Source organism: Flavobacterium maritimum, assembly GCF_040049085.1.
In the GTDB taxonomy this organism is placed as follows: domain Bacteria; phylum Bacteroidota; class Bacteroidia; order Flavobacteriales; family Flavobacteriaceae; genus Flavobacterium; species Flavobacterium maritimum.
In genome coordinates this window covers 484,563-501,523 of record NZ_JBDLZY010000002.1, presented here as the reverse complement: position 1 = coordinate 501,523, position 16,961 = coordinate 484,563, and the positions used below count along the sequence as shown (strand labels likewise).

At 34.6% G+C, this 16,961-nt stretch carries 13 protein-coding genes; 6 read left to right on the top strand and 7 right to left on the bottom strand.

The window, feature by feature from the left end:
• Positions 1–192: 192 nt before the first annotated feature.
• Entirely contained in the window at positions 193–744 is a 552-nt protein-coding gene (locus ABEB23_RS06160; protein WP_348811575.1) for a DUF4494 domain-containing protein, read from the top strand.
• 96 nt (positions 745–840) lie between these two features.
• On the opposite strand, the gene ABEB23_RS06155 is transcribed toward ABEB23_RS06160, so the two are convergent.
• From ABEB23_RS06155 to ABEB23_RS06125, 7 genes are all read right to left on the bottom strand, one after another.
• Positions 841–1,416 carry a DUF4256 domain-containing protein gene (locus ABEB23_RS06155; RefSeq protein ID WP_348811574.1) on the bottom strand — a complete coding sequence of 192 codons (576 nt, stop codon included), beginning with the start codon at positions 1,414–1,416 and terminating at the stop codon, positions 841–843.
• A 93-nt stretch (positions 1,417–1,509) separates the two neighbouring features.
• Positions 1,510–2,049, bottom strand: a complete 540-nt coding sequence (locus ABEB23_RS06150) for a hypothetical protein (protein ID WP_348811573.1) — start codon at positions 2,047–2,049, stop codon at positions 1,510–1,512.
• Positions 2,050–2,240: 191 nt separating this feature from the next.
• Complete coding sequence (gene rsgA, locus ABEB23_RS06145; protein ID WP_348811571.1) at positions 2,241–3,305, bottom strand: ribosome small subunit-dependent GTPase A; 1,065 nt, start codon at positions 3,303–3,305, stop codon at positions 2,241–2,243.
• A 76-nt stretch (positions 3,306–3,381) separates the two neighbouring features.
• Positions 3,382–4,269 carry an alpha/beta hydrolase family protein gene (locus ABEB23_RS06140; RefSeq protein WP_348811570.1) on the bottom strand — a complete coding sequence of 296 codons (888 nt, stop codon included), beginning with the start codon at positions 4,267–4,269 and terminating at the stop codon, positions 3,382–3,384.
• Between the two features lie 220 nt (positions 4,270–4,489).
• Complete coding sequence (locus ABEB23_RS06135; protein ID WP_348811569.1) at positions 4,490–5,401, bottom strand: hypothetical protein; 912 nt, start codon at positions 5,399–5,401, stop codon at positions 4,490–4,492.
• Positions 5,402–5,490: 89 nt separating this feature from the next.
• The gene (locus ABEB23_RS06130; RefSeq protein WP_348811568.1) at positions 5,491–6,030 is read right to left on the bottom strand and encodes a helix-turn-helix domain-containing protein; all 540 of its coding nucleotides are present in this window, start codon (positions 6,028–6,030) and stop codon (positions 5,491–5,493) included.
• Positions 6,031–6,205: 175 nt separating this feature from the next.
• Entirely contained in the window at positions 6,206–6,619 is a 414-nt protein-coding gene (locus tag ABEB23_RS06125; RefSeq protein WP_348811567.1) for a hypothetical protein, read from the bottom strand.
• Positions 6,620–7,221: 602 nt separating this feature from the next.
• On the opposite strand from ABEB23_RS06125, the gene dnaK reads away from it, so the two are divergent.
• The 5 genes from dnaK (at position 7,222) to ABEB23_RS06100 (ending at position 16,774) form a co-directional block, all read left to right on the top strand.
• Entirely contained in the window at positions 7,222–9,108 is a 1,887-nt protein-coding gene (gene dnaK / locus ABEB23_RS06120; protein WP_348811566.1) for a molecular chaperone DnaK, read from the top strand.
• A gap of 344 nt (positions 9,109–9,452) precedes the next feature.
• The gene (corA, locus tag ABEB23_RS06115; protein ID WP_348811565.1) at positions 9,453–10,523 is read left to right on the top strand and encodes a magnesium/cobalt transporter CorA; all 1,071 of its coding nucleotides are present in this window, start codon (positions 9,453–9,455) and stop codon (positions 10,521–10,523) included.
• 43 nt (positions 10,524–10,566) lie between these two features.
• Positions 10,567–12,660 carry a phosphate acetyltransferase gene (gene pta, locus ABEB23_RS06110; RefSeq protein WP_348811564.1) on the top strand — a complete coding sequence of 698 codons (2,094 nt, stop codon included), beginning with the start codon at positions 10,567–10,569 and terminating at the stop codon, positions 12,658–12,660.
• 70 nt (positions 12,661–12,730) lie between these two features.
• Entirely contained in the window at positions 12,731–13,930 is a 1,200-nt protein-coding gene (locus tag ABEB23_RS06105; RefSeq protein WP_348811563.1) for an acetate/propionate family kinase, read from the top strand.
• Between the two features lie 99 nt (positions 13,931–14,029).
• The gene (locus tag ABEB23_RS06100; RefSeq protein ID WP_348811562.1) at positions 14,030–16,774 is read left to right on the top strand and encodes a helix-turn-helix and ligand-binding sensor domain-containing protein; all 2,745 of its coding nucleotides are present in this window, start codon (positions 14,030–14,032) and stop codon (positions 16,772–16,774) included.
• Positions 16,775–16,961 lie beyond the last annotated feature (187 nt).

Sequence of the window (16,961 nt, the reverse complement as noted above, 5' to 3'; positions counted from 1 at the left end):
AGTTGGAATCTCAACTTGGCCAATGTATGTTGCGAAGTCCGAGGCCAAATCTTTTAAAGCCACACGAAATAGGGATTCTAAAAGACCGAAAAATCAAGGCCGACTACCATTCGAAATTGTGAATATCTATTTTATGAATTGTGGATTTAATTTCCTTAAAAATCTATCTTTGGCATCCTTAAAAAAAAAGAGATGAGCACAATTTGGTATGAATGCAAAGTAAAATATAGAAAAACAGATGAAACTGGCGGACAAAAGATTACGACAGAACCTTATCTGGTAGATGCTTTATCCTATACGGAAGCAGAAAGCAGAATTAACGAAGAGATGTCTGCTTATATTAGTGAAGAATTTAAAATCATGAATATAAAAGTGGCTAATTTTGCAGAGATACACCCTTTCGAAAATGCGGACCGTTGGTTTAGATCAAAGGTTTCTTTATTGGCTTATGATGAAGAAAGCGGCAAAGAACGAAAGTCGAATATGTATCTGTTAGTGCAGGCCAATGACGTAAAAGAAGCTTTTGATAATACCACTCACGTTATGAAAGGTACGATGGGAGACTATACAATACCTGCGATTTCAGAATCACCGATTATGGATGTTTTTCCTTATTTCAGTGGGGAAGAAGGGGAAACAGAACAATTGGAAAGATTCAATGCACTGAAAGCTTCCAGACCAGTAATAGAAGAGGTAGAAGATACTATGGAATTTGATCCAGCTTATTTAGAGGAAAGTGTTTAATTAGAGACGAGTACACGAAATGACTGCAATAATAATTGCATAAAGGAGAGGGCTTTTTGGCCCTCTTTTTTCATTATAATTTTATCGGTGGATTGTCTAAACCCTTAGTGAAGCTCTGAATCCTCTGGCACTGTAGTAAGAGGGTGCGCCGTTGTGATACACAAATACATGGTTATAGCGGAAATCAGCAAAGAGAGCACCGCCGTGTTTTCTAATCTCCGAAGGTGTTTTTATCCAGCTCGATGTTTTTGTATCGAAATTTCCAAGTTTCTGCAACTCCCTATATTGTTCTTCTGTTAATAGTTCGATGCCCATGGCAGCAGCCATACCAATTGCGTTATTTGCCGGTTTGTGTTCTTTCCTTGATTCTTGCGCTTCAAGGTCATAACAAACACTTCTGCGGTCTTTAGGACTTTCTGTAGAACAATCATAAAAAATATATTCATCCGTCTTTTTATCATAGCCCACAACATCCGGTTCACCGCCAGTTCTTTCCATTTCATGGAGCGACCATAGTTTTTCAGGTCCGAAGTCTCGGGAAGCTTGCAGTTTTGCCTGTACTTTAGCCCATTCAAGACCGTTATGGCGGTTCATGTTTTTCTCAAAACGGTTTTCTAATACACTGAGTAGTGCTGTAAGTTGTTCTGGTGACAACTCTTTTTTATTTTCCATTGTCATATTGTGTTATTTTGATTTGCTTACTATGTTTTGTAATTCATTGCTAGTGCTGAGCTTGCAAGGTAGATTTATTGCTAATAGTAGTATTTATTTGCTTTGTTGTAATTCAATTATTTGTTCCTTTTGGCCACATACAAACTTTATTCTGTTTATTCCCCAATGGTTTGAAGTGATTGTGTGTTCGTTTTTAAATTCAAATTTTTCAGAACCACCGTTCACATTCCTGTTTTCTGTTTTTTTAATTATTGGCGTGATTTCTATAATTCTGTCAAAGTTCATTGTCGTGTCATTGTTTAAACGTTCCGAAATATGAACTTCTTCTATTTTAGGCTGCCAGTGTCCTTGATAGTTTAATTGTCCGCCAACTTGGTAAGATATTAGTGATTTACTGTTCAATAAGTTTAGTTTACTTTCAACAATTTCAACTTTGAAACTGTTAACGAAAAGTGCTTTTTGGTCCGACCACCAACCAATATTATATGTAATTGGAATTTCAAATTTTGGTCCTCTTGGTTCATTTGATAAAATGCTCTTACGACCGAAGTCAGTCAAATAGAAATAGTAGGCGACAGCACTTAATATTAATGTCAAAATCAGTAGTCCTACTATTTTTAGAATTTTATTCATTGTATTTTTTGTAGTTGTTTTTTGTAGCATTACCGTCAACGTTTTGGCGCTTGGCGTTCGTGCGGGATTTCGAAGCACCAAACTGTCAACCCAGCACTAAAGTTGATTTGAAAACTGAACTTGAATTTAACCACTTCACCCAGCATGATGCCAAACGCATGTTAGCGGTTCGGGCTTCTTTTCTTAGAACTTCATTTTTTCTTATTGATGTTCTTTTTGTAATTCTTTACTATTTTTCCGAATTCCTTATCTTTTTTCCGTCTTTCGGCAACGGAAGATTCAAAATGAGCTTTCTCTTTTTCTAATTTCAGGTAATTATCATATGAAGCACGGTCTATTTCTCCCTTTTCAATGGCTTCAATAACAGCACAGCCTATCTCATTCGTATGAGTACAATATTTGAACTTACAATTCTGAGAAAGCCTGATAATCATATCAAATGTATTTTCTAACCCGCTTGTTGAATCAGCAATACCTACTTCTCTCATTCCTGGATTATCAATTAATATTCCTCCATTTTCAAGAATAACTAATTCTCTGTGACTTGTAACGTGTTTCCCTTTATTTGTACTCTGGCTGATTGTATCTGTTCGCATTAAAGATTTTCCGGAAAGATTGTTTAATAAAGTGGATTTTCCAACACCTGAAGAACCAAGCATACAATATGTTTTACCTTTTTCAATAATCGCTTTTATTTTGTCGTACCCATCTTGTGATTCGTTACTTATTGCAATAATCGGAACATTATTAATTCGAGCTTTTATTTTCTCCAATATCTCAAATGTCCGCGGTTTATCAATTAAATCAATCTTAGTGAGCACTATAATGGGACTCACCTTTGATGAATTACAAATGGTCAGGTATCTTTCAAGTCTATTAATATTGAAATCCCTATCAGCGGCCTGCACCAATAATGCATAATCAATATTTGTTGCTATTATTTGTATCTCTCCGAATTTACCAACGTCCTGTCTGGAAATAACAGAGAATCTCGGTAATATGCTGTGAATAATGGAAAAATCTGAATCATGAATTGTTATTGCAACCCAATCGCCAACGGCTGGAAAATCTTCACGACTTTTTGATGAAAATCGTAAATTACCTGTTATCTCGGCTTCAAATTCTCCTTTCTCAGTCTTTACAATATATCTTTCTTTATGTTCTGATATAACTCTTCCAATCTCAAACTGTTTAAGGTTATTCTCATTCCTTAATTTTTCAAGTTTATCATTATATCCTAAATCTTCTAATGTCATTGCAATATAGAATTGATTAGTTTATTCAATATTAACGGCCTATTGCCCAAATCCGTTGTAGTAGCTGTTGTAGGTCTTATTTTGATACTTTAGACTTCTTAATGTTCAAAGCTTTCTGTTTTATCCACTGAATTGAAATATCAACTGGTGCTGTAATATTGCCAGAAGCAGTATTGTGTCCTAATGTTGAAAACAAGGTATATTCGAAAGGTTTGCCTTGAGCTTTCAATGTATTTAATTGCTCCATACATAACTTTACTGGAATCTGTATATCTTTCTCGCCAAAAAGCCAAAGTCCTGGAATTGAAAGAGTATTCAGATAAATTTTTGGGTCAGTCGCCACGAATTGATACCTGTCTGGGTCATTTTTAGTATGCTCACGAGCATCTGATTCTGTATGATTTTCCCAAAAATCATTGTTTCCATTAGTATAAAACTGAAATCGAAGTTGTTCTAGAGTTGTAATTGTAGGGCAACTAAATAAAACCATAAATTCTATTTGTGGATTTTTACTTGCAGCAATTGGGATTATCCATCCTGCTTGACTGAAGCCAACTAATCCAATTGGTGTTTTTTTATTTTTCAAATAGGTTCGAAATGTATTTACTGCTGAACTTGCATCTTGAGATAATAAATTAAGATTAGTAGTGTCAATATTATTCGTGCCAACAGATGGTCCTACATATACACCGCCTGATTCTCCAACTCCACGTTTATCATATGTCAATACAGCAATACCTTCTTTGGCAAGACGTTTAGCGAACTCCATTTCTCTTTTTACAGGATCAGACCCATGAACAATTACAACTGCTGCAAATGTTTTTTTAGGCGTTAAAATCGAGCCTGCAAGAGTGACGCCTTGACTTTCAAACTTTACGTCTTGAATGGTAAAGTCGGCCGATTGAGAAAATACCATTTCTGGTAAAGTTATTAATAATAACCAAAGAAATAAGTTAATGTTCATTTTGGTTTAATTTAAAAATTGTTTTGAATTGTCTTGGTCTTCGTTAGCATTGCCTACAACGTTCTGGTACTACAGCGGGTTTGGGTCTAAATTAAGTTCATTATTCGGATTTGCCACCCGAGCGATAGCGAATAGAAGAAGTAAATCTCCCGAATACAAAACCATTTTTCATTAAGCCTATTGCCCAAATCCGTTGTAGTAGCTGTTAGCAGGAGGTTTTTTATTCAATTCCCATTTTGTTTTGTGTACAGTCAATGTACAAACTATTATTTAAAAATATTTTATTTCCCAGCATTCCTGTCATTCCCGAAAATTTCATCATTGAATATTGAACTTGCGAAAATCCTTCCACATAAGTAACATTATTTAGAGGTATTTCTTGTGTGTCAAATTTTATTTTTTGGTTACAGTTTGCAGTAAATGTAGTCAAAACATTATTCCAAGATTGTGATTTTTCAATGTTATTTTTTGAATTTGGTAGTTTCAAGCTTTCCCATACTTCTTTGTTGGTTAATAATTCATAGGCGCTTGTACCTGAATCAAATAAAAAATTTTCCTCTTGTCCTTTTAGAAAACCTTTAACGATTATTTTTCTTTTTTTGAATTTAAAATCAAATAATTTGGTTTGAAATCGAGAGGGCGCTTTAGATAAATTTAAAGCAATATTATTTTCTTTAAAATTGATGATTGTTTTTCTATTTTCTAAAATGTCTGCTCCAATAGTTCCAATTATTTTTATAGAATCATTATTATTATCATTTACGTGATTATAAATTTTGAATTTATCGGAAGTAATTTTTGTTTTCCCAATGTAGAAAGAAGTTTTTGCAAGTTCTTTATTTACTGAGATTTGGCTAATTTTTTTAATTGAATTTGAGTAAAATACAGTATAAGGCGAACCGGTGTCAAATTGCAAATAGTAAGTTATTGTGTCATTCGGAAAATGTATAGGGAGCAACAAAGCATTTTTTTCAGAACCCAACCACTTAAATGGTATGAAACCACTTTCATTATCTACTGTCAAATAATTTTTTTCTGGAGTAAATTTTTGGTCAAAATAAATATAGCCACCAAGTACAGCTAAAACCAAAACTACCAAAAAAGCCAACACAATTTTCTTTAAAACTTTCATTAGATTATTTTTTTTGCAAATTTCTGTTTTAGGAAACAATTTCTTTGCAAAAGCAATACGCCATTTTTACGTCAATTGAATAATAGTATCTATAAATAATTTATTTTCAGTATTTTATGTAAATCGTTTTTGCTGTTTAAACTTATACCGTTTACAATAACAACTAATAATTTCAGACAAATAATTAATAATAATGGAAATATAAAAAGCGGAAAATGTAGTGATAACCCTTTTTGAATGAATGGGCTTACGATTTGAGAAACAGATAGTGCAACTGCAATTAGAATTTGAACACTTACTATACTTTTTCCAAGTTCTTTGTTTTTTGGGTCGTTTGTTTTGTAGGTCAAGATTAATGGGAATATAACTCCTCCAAAAGGTATTACAAGTCCAAATAAACTAGAAAAATTAATCAATTTTGCTCTGTCAAGTTTTGTAATCTCTTTGAAAGGTATTAGTTTTTCAGGCTCAGTTTTAAAGACATTTGCCAGTGCTTTCAATGTAAATCCTTTTGGGATATTTCCAGCTTCAATCCTTTGAATTGTCCTTAACGAAAGTCCACTTTTTTCGGCAAGTTCGGTCTGGGTTAAGTTTTTTCCCTCTCTTAAATGTTGAACTATTGATTTCATTTTGGTTTTGTTTGCGTTTCTGGTAAACTTTCTGCTAACGTCCCCAGGCTTTACGTCTGTTGCGGACTAAAGAAGCCGAAACTTTCGGTTTTGCACTGACCTCAAAGATACAAAACCATTTTTCCATTAAGCCTATTGGTCAAATCCGTTGTAGTAGCTGTTGTAGGCTGTTTTTTTATTTAGCCTGTATTATTTTCACTCCGTCATAATAATCTCCATTTTGCATACTTATAACTAGAATTCTTTCAGAATTAGTATTGTTTTGATTTAATGTAATAATAATTTTTTTTCCGTCTTCTTTTCGTTCAACTTGGAAATCGGAATTTGTAATCACAAAATTTTTAGAATGTCTGTCGATGTTTGACAAATCAATCTTGTTGTTATCAAGAGAAATACCATCCAACCACCAATATATTGATTCGGTCGTAATGGTGATAGAATTCAAATTGGAACTTAGTGTTGCTGTTTTTTGAGATAATTTAATATTGTCATCCCATTTTCCAATAATATCCTCATCTGCACTTTTAGTGCATGAAAGCATAAAAATTCCAATTATAGCAAGAAACCCATAGATGATAATTTTTTTCATAATATTTTGGTTTTAATTATTTTTAAACGATATAATTTGTTTCGCTAGGTTCTTGAATTCTCCGATTCGGTTTTAAAATAGCCTACAACTGGTATATACTCGCTACAAAGTATCGAGTACGCACCCAATTTTGGGTAGATTGTCGCACTTCATTAGTGCTTATTGATCAAAGATATAAAAAATTCCTACAAATCATCAGAAGTACTTTTATTCGCTGAACACTTTTTCTACTCAGAGGAGTTTGTATTTCAGTTGTTTTGCCATTGCTATAGACCAATGTTTTGAATGCAGATATTTCTTATTTGATTCGTAAAGTTCTTTTTATTCCGGGGGCCGCGTGAGGGACAGCAGCAAACTACCGAAGTAGTGCGGATGGCCCGACAGCAGTATAGAAAGGGGCTTTGTAGACGGGCTGTTGAGCAGCCCCTTTTTATATGGCTGGCACGCCCAAAATAGTGATGAAATGTCATCTTGTCAGCTAATTTTACGACAATTTTAACAAAAACTGACAATTTATGGACTGCCATTGTCTTGGCACAAAGATTGACTTATCGACTCCGAGATGTTAAAATGAGTATACAATAAAATTAAATATATTAAAAATGGGTAAAATAATCGGAATTGATTTAGGTACGACCAACTCTTGTGTTTCTGTAATGGAAGGTAATGAAGCAGTTGTTATTCCTAATGCAGAAGGAAAAAGAACAACACCATCTATCATCGCTTTTGTTGAAGGTGGAGAAATTAAAGTAGGTGATCCTGCAAAAAGACAAGCGGTAACAAATCCTACCAAAACGATTGCTTCTATTAAACGTTTTATGGGACATTCTTTTGCTGAAATCACTGAAGAGGCAAAAAGAGTTCCTTACTCTGTAGTAAAAGGGGACAACAATACTCCACGTGTGGATATTGATGGTCGTTTATATACTGCACAAGAATTGTCAGCAATGACGCTTCAAAAAATGAAAAAAACAGCTGAAGACTATTTAGGTCAAACTGTTACTGAAGCAGTTATCACTGTTCCTGCTTACTTTAATGATGCACAACGTCAAGCTACTAAAGAAGCTGGTGAAATTGCAGGTCTTAAAGTAATGCGTATTATCAACGAACCTACTGCTGCTGCTTTGGCTTATGGTTTGGATAAAAAAGGTAAAGATCAAAAAATCGCTGTATACGATTTAGGTGGTGGTACTTTTGATATCTCTGTTCTTGAATTAGGAGACGGAGTTTTTGAAGTATTGTCTACTAATGGTGATACTCACTTAGGTGGTGATGATTTTGACCAAACTATTATTGACTGGTTGGCTGACGAATTCAAAGCTGAAGAAGGTATTGATTTACGTTTAGATCCAATGTCATTACAACGTATTAAAGAAGCTGCTGAAAAAGCTAAAATTGAATTGTCTTCTTCTGCAGAGACTGAAATCAATTTGCCTTACGTAACAGCTACGGCTTCTGGACCAAAACACTTGGTTAAAAAATTGACAAGAGCTAAATTTGAGCAATTGTCTGATGCATTAGTAAAACGTTCTATGGCACCAGTTGCTAAAGCGTTGAAAGATGCTGGTTTATCTACATCTGATATCGACGAAGTTATCCTTGTAGGAGGTTCTACTCGTATGCCAAGAATCGCTGACGAAGTAGAAAAATTCTTTGGTAAAAAAGCATCTAAAGGTGTTAACCCTGATGAGGTTGTTGCTATTGGAGCTGCTATTCAAGGTGGAGTTTTATCTGGAGATGTAAAAGATGTATTGTTACTTGACGTTACTCCTTTATCTTTAGGTATCGAAACTATGGGTGGTGTAATGACTACTTTAATTGAGTCTAACACTACTATCCCAACTAAAAAATCTCAAGTATTCTCTACTGCTGCTGATTCTCAACCATCTGTTGAAATTCACGTATTGCAAGGTGCTAGAGCAATGGCTGCTGATAACAAAACTATCGGTCGTTTCCACTTAGACGGTATTCCACCAGCACCAAGAGGTGTTCCACAAATTGAAGTAACTTTTGATATTGATGCTAATGGTATCATCAAAGTTTCTGCAACTGACAAAGGAACTGGTAAATCTCATGACATTCGTATCGAAGCTTCTTCTGGATTGACAGCTGAAGAAATCGAAAAAATGAAAAAAGATGCTGAAGCTAATGCTGATGCTGACAAAGTTGCAAGAGAAAGAGCTGAAAAATTGAACGAAGCTGACGGAATGATCTTCCAAACTGAGTCTCAATTGAAAGAACTTGGAAGCAAATTATCTGACGAAAACAAAGTTGCTGTAGAATATGCATTGACTGAATTGAGAATGGCTCACCAATCTCAAGACATTCCAGCTATTCAAACGGCTCTTGACAACATCAATGCAGCTTGGAAAAAAGCTACTGAAGCGATGTATGCTCAAGGTGAACAAGGTCAAGCTGAAGCACAACCACAAGGTGATGCACAACAAGGAGACAATGTTGAAGACGTTGAATTCGAAGAAGTCAAATAATTATTTCTCGTAGAGACGTGATTAATCGCGTCTCTACAATATAATAAATGAAAACCGAACTAGTGATAGTTCGGTTTTTTTTATGGAATAAATGTAAGGTAGAGAAGCACAGCAGTGCGTCTCTACAGTGCGTCTCTACAAAGAATAAAAAAATAGTAAAAAGGACGTTTTTATCAGCTAAACATGATTTATCTCATAAAACGGGATGTTATTTCTGCCTACTTTTGCTTTATTATAAGAAATTGGCCAAAATCTAATTTTCATTTTTTGAGGAGCCAAAAGCAAGAAGGAACGATGCTATTTATGAAATATTTTTCGTAATATTACTAGATAAATTTGGCCGAATGAGAAAAATTAAATACAGAAAAGGTAGGAAGCTGCATCCCTATAAATTAGAATATACGGGAATTCATAAAGACAAGGAATCCGAAATGCAGTTGTTTGTGTATGATAATTTGGATGTGGAGGAATATGAGGATTTTGAGGTTGCTGATTTGAATAAATTAATTATTGGCAAAAAATCGAACTGGCTTAATATACACGGATTAAACAATATTGGGCTGCTTCAGGCTATCGGAGGCTATTTTGATATCGACACTTTTATGCTGGCTGATATTTTGAATACCAACCGAAGAACCAAACTGGAGGAAACACCGGTTAGTCTGTTTTTTAACATCAAATCGCTGTTGCCGGTTGAGGATTCTGATAATATAAAGGTAGAGCAAATTAGTTTTTTATTGAAAGATGGTGTATTGCTTTCTTTTCAGGAAAAAAGAAGTGATTTTTTTACCCATATTCGGGAGCGTATTCGGACACATTCCGGAATTGTAAGGGCTAAAAAAGCAGATTATCTGTTGTACATTCTTTTGGATTCGATAATGGAAAATTTTTATGTCACTCTGGAGAACGAAGAAGACAAAATTGAAGAGTTGATCAATCAGACCAAGAAAAGTACCGATCCGGTAATATTAGAAAGAATTGAAAAACACAGGGATAATTTGAATTTTTTAAAACGTTCCATCATTCCGCTTCGGGATTCTTTGTATGAGATAAAAAGCATCAAGGATGACAATGTTTTTAATGTGATGGAAATTGAGAATTTTAGTTTTTTTGCACGATTGCATCAAAAGAGTTTAGAACTTTTGGAGCAAATTGAGTCGGATATGGGATTGCTGGAAAGTGCTTCTAATTTCTTTTTCTCGGCACAGACGCATAAGATGAATGAGATTATGAAAACCCTGACGATTGTTTCGGCAATATTTATTCCGCTTACTTTTATTGTGGGGGTTTACGGGATGAATTTTGACAATATGCCCGAACTAAGATACCATAACGGCTATTACATTGTAGTAGGGATTATGTTTTTGATCAGTGTCGGAATGGTGTTGTATTTTAAAAGAAGGCGCTGGTTTTGATTTTAAAGAAGGAAAAAAAGAGTTAATATAATAAATAATAAAGATGAGTAAGGCTATTTATATTGCAACAAGCGAACAAAACTGTGGTAAATCTATTGTCAGTTTAGGAATTATGAGTTTGTTGATTGGTAAGACTGCCAAGGTAGGTTATTTTAGGCCTATTATAGAAGATTTTGAAGAAGGCGGATTGGACAATCATATTGAAACGATCATCTCTCATTTTGGTTTGGATATCGAATTTGAAGATGCATATGCCATTACCAAAAGTAAGCTGATCAAGAAGAAGAATAAAGGAAAACTGGGCGAAGTAATCGATTTGATTATTGAAAAATACAAACGATTGGAAGAACGTTTCGATTTTGTTTTAGTCGAAGGAACCAGTTTTACGGGAGAAGGAACAGCAATCGAATTGGATATTAATGTTTTGATTGCCAAGAATCTTGGAATTCCAACAATTATTTTAGGTTCAGGTGTTGGTAAAACATTAGAAGAATTAATAGACAGTTTGTACCTCGTGTACGATTCTTTCAAAGTAAAAGAGGTTGAAGTATTGGCGGTTATTGCCAATAAAGTGCAACCCGATAATATCGAACTCGTAACCGAAGGATTGAAGAAAAATCTACCAACAGGTCTATTAATCAATTCGATACCGGTGATATCCAGTTTGAATAATCCAACCATTCAGGAGATTGTAAATGAATTGAATGCCACCGTATTGTTTGGAGCGACTTATCTAAATAATCAGACCAGTAATTTTAGTGTAGGGGCCATGCAATTGTGCAACTACTTAATTCACCTTAAAGACGGCAGTTTGGTCATCACTCCAGGGGACAGGGCCGACATTATTTTGGGAGCTTTACAGGCGAATGAATCGGCCAATTATCCTGCTATCGCCGGAATTGTGCTAACAGGGAATATTTTGCCGGAAAAGAGTATTTTAAAGCTGATTGAAGGACTTTCAACTGTTGTGCCTATTATCGCAGTGGAAGAGGGGACTTATTATATTACCAACAAAATTGGATCGATCAAGTCTAAAATTTACGCCAACAATAAACAAAAGATTGAAACTTCTATAAATACTTTCGAAAAGTATGTTGATGTGGATACTTTGGCACGAAAGGTAGTTACTTTTGAAGCTGAAGGAATGACACCAAAAATGTTCCAATACAACTTGGTAAAAAGAGCCAAAAAACACAGAAAACACATTGTTTTACCGGAAGGAAATGACGAGAGAATTATTATTGCCGCTTCCCGTTTGCAGTCAATGGATGTAGTTGATATTTCGATTATTGGTAACAAAAAACAAATTGAGAGTAAGGTGGCCGAATTAGGTTTAGATTTCGATTTCTCAAAAGTGGATATCATCAATCCGATCGAATCGAAATGCTACGACGACTATGTAAATACCTATTATGAGTTGCGAAAAGCCAAAAACGTATCGATGGCTATGGCCAGGGATTTGATGGAAGATGTTTCTTATTTTGGTACAATGATGGTGTACAAAGGACATGCTGATGGAATGGTTTCCGGTGCCGCTCATACTACGCAGCACACCATTTTACCGGCTTTGCAGTTTATTAAAACTAAACCAAATTGCTCCGTTGTTTCGTCTATCTTTTTCATGTGTCTGGAAGACCGTGTTTCGATTTTTGGAGATTGTGCCATTAATCCGAATCCTACCGCAGAGCAATTGGCTGAAATTGCCATTTCTTCTGCAGAATCCAGTCTGGCATTTGGTATTGAACCTAAAATCGCCATGCTTTCCTACTCTTCAGGTGCTTCCGGAAAAGGAGATGATGTTGATAAAGTAAGAAAGGCAACTGAAATCGTGAAACAAAAACGTCCTGATTTGAAAATTGAAGGACCTATTCAATATGATGCCGCCGTTGACTTGGAAGTGGGACAAAGTAAAATGCCAAATTCTGAAGTCGCAGGTCATGCCAGTGTTTTGATTTTCCCTGATTTGAATACAGGTAACAATACGTATAAAGCCGTTCAAAGAGAAACCGGAGCTTTGGCAATTGGACCAATGTTGCAAGGTCTGAACAAACCGGTAAACGATTTAAGTCGCGGTTGTACGGTTGATGATATTATAAACACAGTCGTGATTACGGCTATTCAAGCACAGGGATTGTAAAATAAGTTGCTGAGATTCTAAGATACTGAGAACCTTAGTTCCTCAGAACCTCACTAAAAAAAATAAATAAATGAAAATTGTAATTATAAATTCAGGAAGTTCTTCCATAAAATACCAATTAATAGACATGCCATCCAATGCAGTAATTTGCAGTGGTATGATAGACAGAATAGGATTAGAAACCTCAAATTTCAGTTATGTGACTGATACGGGCAAAGTAGAAGAAACCTTGCCAATTGCTAATCATAAAATAGGTTTGCAGAAGATTGCCCAATTGTTGATGGATGATAAAGTAGGGGTTATCAAGAGTACCTCGGAGATTGACGCTGTTGGTCATCGTGTGGTACATGGTGGAAGTAATTTTTCGAATACAGTAATTATTACAGCGGAGGTAAAGGATAAAATAAAACAACTTTCTGCTTTGGCGCCTTTGCATAATCCTGCCAATCTGGAGGGAATAAATGTTGCCGAAGAAATTTTTAGTACTGCCAAACAAATAGCGGTTTTTGACACGGCTTTTCATCAAACCATTCCGGTTGTGGCACACAAATATGCGATACCTAATTCCCTTTTGACAGAAAATAAAATACGTGTTTATGGTTTTCATGGAACGAGTCATAAATATGTTTCAGAAAAAGCAATTCATTATTTGAATGAAAATGCTGCTGGAGAATCATCAAAAATCATTACGATTCATCTCGGAAACGGATGTAGTATGACCGCCGTTAAAGATGGAAAAAGCGTTGATACCACCCTTGGTTTTGCACCGATGAATGGTCTGATTATGGGAACCCGATGCGGGGATATCGATCAATCGGTTATATTTCATATGGTTAATGCTTTGGGGTATTCCTTGGATGCCGTGAATACCTTGCTGCAAAAACAAAGCGGTATGCTGGGTCTTACCGGTTTCAGCGATTTGAGAGATATTGAAGCAAATGCAGAGCAAGGAAATGAAGAATGCCAATTGGCTTTGGATATGAATGCGTATCGAATTAAAAAATACATAGGTTCTTATGCAGCTGTTTTAAACGGACTCGATGCCATAATTTTTACGGCAGGAATAGGCGAGAACTCTTCTTATATCCGAAAATTAGTTTGTACGGATATGGATTATTTCGGTCTGGCATTGGACGATGCTAAGAATGAAATCCGTTCTAAGGAAACAAGAGAAATCAATACTGCCGATTCCAAAACAAAAATATTGGTCATTCCAACGAATGAAGAAATTGAAATCGCTAATCAAGTTCATGATTTACTTCTGAACTAAAAAGCGAACCAAATTCACTAAAAGCTTCTGTATTCAGAGGCTTTTTTTATGTTTTTTATTGAAGAAATGTATTTATATTTGAAGATAAATCCTCACGTTTTGAAAACTAAATTACTTAATATACTCTTTTTTGTTTTTATATCCTTGCAACTGTCTGCCCAAGAGTTGCTTCCTTTTGTCGAAAATTACAGTAAATCAGATTATCAGGGTGACAATCAGATCTGGAATGTAGCACAAGGAAAAGACAATGCCATGTATTTTGCGAATAATTATTATTTGCTGCGATACGATGGGGTGAAATGGGAGAAATATACGTTACCCAACAAAACCATTATTCGTTCCATAATGGTAGATGGGGACAAGATTTATTCTGGTTCCTATAAAGAATTCGGGTATTGGTTCCGAAAAGATGGTAAGATGCATTATGTTTCCATTTCGAAAGGGAAAAAGGTTTTTGATGAAGAAAACAATGAAGAAATCTGGAAGATATTTAAGTTCAATAACCAAATTTATTTTCAGTCTTTCAATGGTATTTTTCAATTCAATGGAAAGGTAATTAAGGAAAAAAAGATTCCTTTTCTGATTTCCTATTGTTTTGTTGTGGATAATCAGTTATTGATTGCTTCAGTAGAAAAAGGGATTTACAAAATGACTAGTGGAGAGATAGAAAAAGTAAATGGATTGTCTCTTTTAGAAAATAATGTTATTCATGCTATTCAAAAGTATCAAAACAAAACTTATTTTTTTACAAAAAAGAATGGGGTTTATGTTCTTGAAAATGCTGTTTTGAGTCCTTGGAAAAGTAGTTTAAATGATATTTTAAAATCGGCGAATATTAATGTTGCCCAATTTATAAAAAATAACAAATTGATTATTGGGACTGCAAATAAAGGGGTTTATGTTCTGGACTTGAATGACGGTTCCTATAAAAACATCAATAGAAACAATGTCTTGATGAACAACTCTATTTTGAGTATTGGTCAGGATAAGGAAAATGATTTATGGCTGGGACTGGATAATGGGATTGCCCATATCGAGGTGAATTCTCCAATTTCTATATTTTATGACAGTTCTGGGATTTTAGGTTCGGTGTATTCGGTGGCAAGCACGCCAAAAGGTTATTTGATGGCATCCAATCATGGTGTTTTTAAATATGAAGGCAAGCAATTTTCTTTGATTCCCAACACCCAAGGGCAAGCCTGGAATATCAGTAAGATAAACAACCAATACCTCATTGGTCACAACGAAGGATCTTTCATTTATGAAGACGGCTTGTTCTATAAATTAAGTACCATTAACGGTGGTTGGAATTTTGCCAAAAGCAGTATCAGTAACTCGTATTTGCAAGCTACCTACAGTGGAGTTATTATTTACAATGATGCGAATGATTTAAGTAAACATATAGCCATAAAAGGAATATGGAAACCGATTAAGTACGTTGCCCAGAACAGGAAAAATGAAATATGGGCGGCCGATAATAACAGAGGTTTGTATCGAATTTTATATAATGATGCGTATGAAACTGTCAAAGTGGAGAACGTTACCAACCGTAGTAAAATCAGTAATGATTTTGGTGTGAAAATATTCGAATTCAGAAGTGAAATCCTGTTTTTGATAAACAATTCCTGGTATACGTATAATTCCATCACCAATCAATTAGAGGCAAATGAATTGTTTAATACCAATTTCAAAAATGTCAAAGATATTATCGCTATTGATGAAAATCATTTTATGGTACTTCAAGATGGGCTTCTATACCATATTGATGCGCAGGGTAATAAATTTATCAGGAATATCATTCAGGAGAAATATTACAAAGGAAAAATTATCAATGATAATCTGAAAGTATTCAAGAATAAGGATAATTATCTTTTGAATCTGGATGATGGTTTTATTTCCCTTCAATTAAAGTATGATAACAAGAAAAAAACCAATGTAAAGATTGAAGCTTTCAATAACGGTGTTTTAGTAGAAAATAAATCAAAAATCAAACATAATTCAGAGCTTAGATTACATGTAATATCTGGGATTTACGGAGCAACAAAGCCGGATTTGTTTTATAAAATCAATGGGACGAACGGATTTATTCCAATAAAGGAAGGATTAATTCTTTTGAATAATCTTACCAGCGGTTCCCATGAGGTTACGATTTACCATAATGATGGTTTGCGTTATAATAAAATATCCAATTTTCAATTTGTTGTTGCCAAAGCTTGGTATTTTTCGATTTGGATGATTTTAGTATATATGATTGTAGTGGGGCTGATATTATACCTGTATTACAAATGGAATAAGATGAAATATATTCAGAAGCTGAAATTGCAAGAAGAAGAATTGAAGCATCAAAAGGAAATTCTGGAGATGGAATTGAAAGCCGAGAATGAATTGAACAGTCAGGAATATGAAAAACATATTCTGGAACTTGAATTACAATCAAAATCATCAGAAGTTGCCGGTAAATCACTGTCGATTGCGAAGCAAAGTGAAATGATTGAAAACATTCAAAATATTCTAGATACCGAATCGGATTTTAATAAACTGAAAAGTGAGATTAGAAAAGCCATAAAAATTAATGCGGTTAATAAGCATGAATGGGAAATTTTTGAAACCAATCTGAATCAAATTCATAATGAATTTATTGTTGCCCTTTCTAAGAAATACCCAAATCTGACTCCAAAGGATATTAAGCTTTGTGTGTACTTAAAAATGAATCTTTCCTCCAAAGAAATAGCTCCAATGATGAATATTTCCTTCAGGGGAGTGGAGTTGCATCGTTACCGATTAAGAAAGAAATTAAACCTTACACAAGAAGAAAATCTTTCTAAGTTTTTGTTAACCATATAAAAAAGCGTGTTTTTTTGTAAATAATATAGTTTTTTTACAGTTTTATTGCAGAATAACAACACATCATCACTACATCATCACTCTCTGATGTAGTACTTCATTGCCTTTCTCATAGCCTTTAAAATAAGGATTTGTTGACGAATTATCCCAGTTTGATGTATTCGTGTAGTAGTGCTGTTTTGATTAC

Coding starts and splice junctions, on each gene's coding strand:
- ABEB23_RS06160 (WP_348811575.1), top strand. CDS start 193: ATGAGCACAATTTGGTATGAATGCAAAGTAAAATATAGAAAAACAGAT.
- ABEB23_RS06140 (WP_348811570.1), bottom strand. CDS start 4,269: ATGAACATTAACTTATTTCTTTGGTTATTATTAATAACTTTACCAGAA.
- ABEB23_RS06130 (WP_348811568.1), bottom strand. CDS start 6,030: ATGAAATCAATAGTTCAACATTTAAGAGAGGGAAAAAACTTAACCCAG.
- corA (WP_348811565.1), top strand. CDS start 9,453: ATGAGAAAAATTAAATACAGAAAAGGTAGGAAGCTGCATCCCTATAAA.
- ABEB23_RS06155 (WP_348811574.1), bottom strand. CDS start 1,416: ATGGAAAATAAAAAAGAGTTGTCACCAGAACAACTTACAGCACTACTC.
- ABEB23_RS06125 (WP_348811567.1), bottom strand. CDS start 6,619: ATGAAAAAAATTATCATCTATGGGTTTCTTGCTATAATTGGAATTTTT.
- dnaK (WP_348811566.1), top strand. CDS start 7,222: ATGGGTAAAATAATCGGAATTGATTTAGGTACGACCAACTCTTGTGTT.
- ABEB23_RS06150 (WP_348811573.1), bottom strand. CDS start 2,049: ATGAATAAAATTCTAAAAATAGTAGGACTACTGATTTTGACATTAATA.
- ABEB23_RS06105 (WP_348811563.1), top strand. CDS start 12,731: ATGAAAATTGTAATTATAAATTCAGGAAGTTCTTCCATAAAATACCAA.
- pta (WP_348811564.1), top strand. CDS start 10,567: ATGAGTAAGGCTATTTATATTGCAACAAGCGAACAAAACTGTGGTAAA.
- rsgA (WP_348811571.1), bottom strand. CDS start 3,305: ATGACATTAGAAGATTTAGGATATAATGATAAACTTGAAAAATTAAGG.
- ABEB23_RS06135 (WP_348811569.1), bottom strand. CDS start 5,401: ATGAAAGTTTTAAAGAAAATTGTGTTGGCTTTTTTGGTAGTTTTGGTT.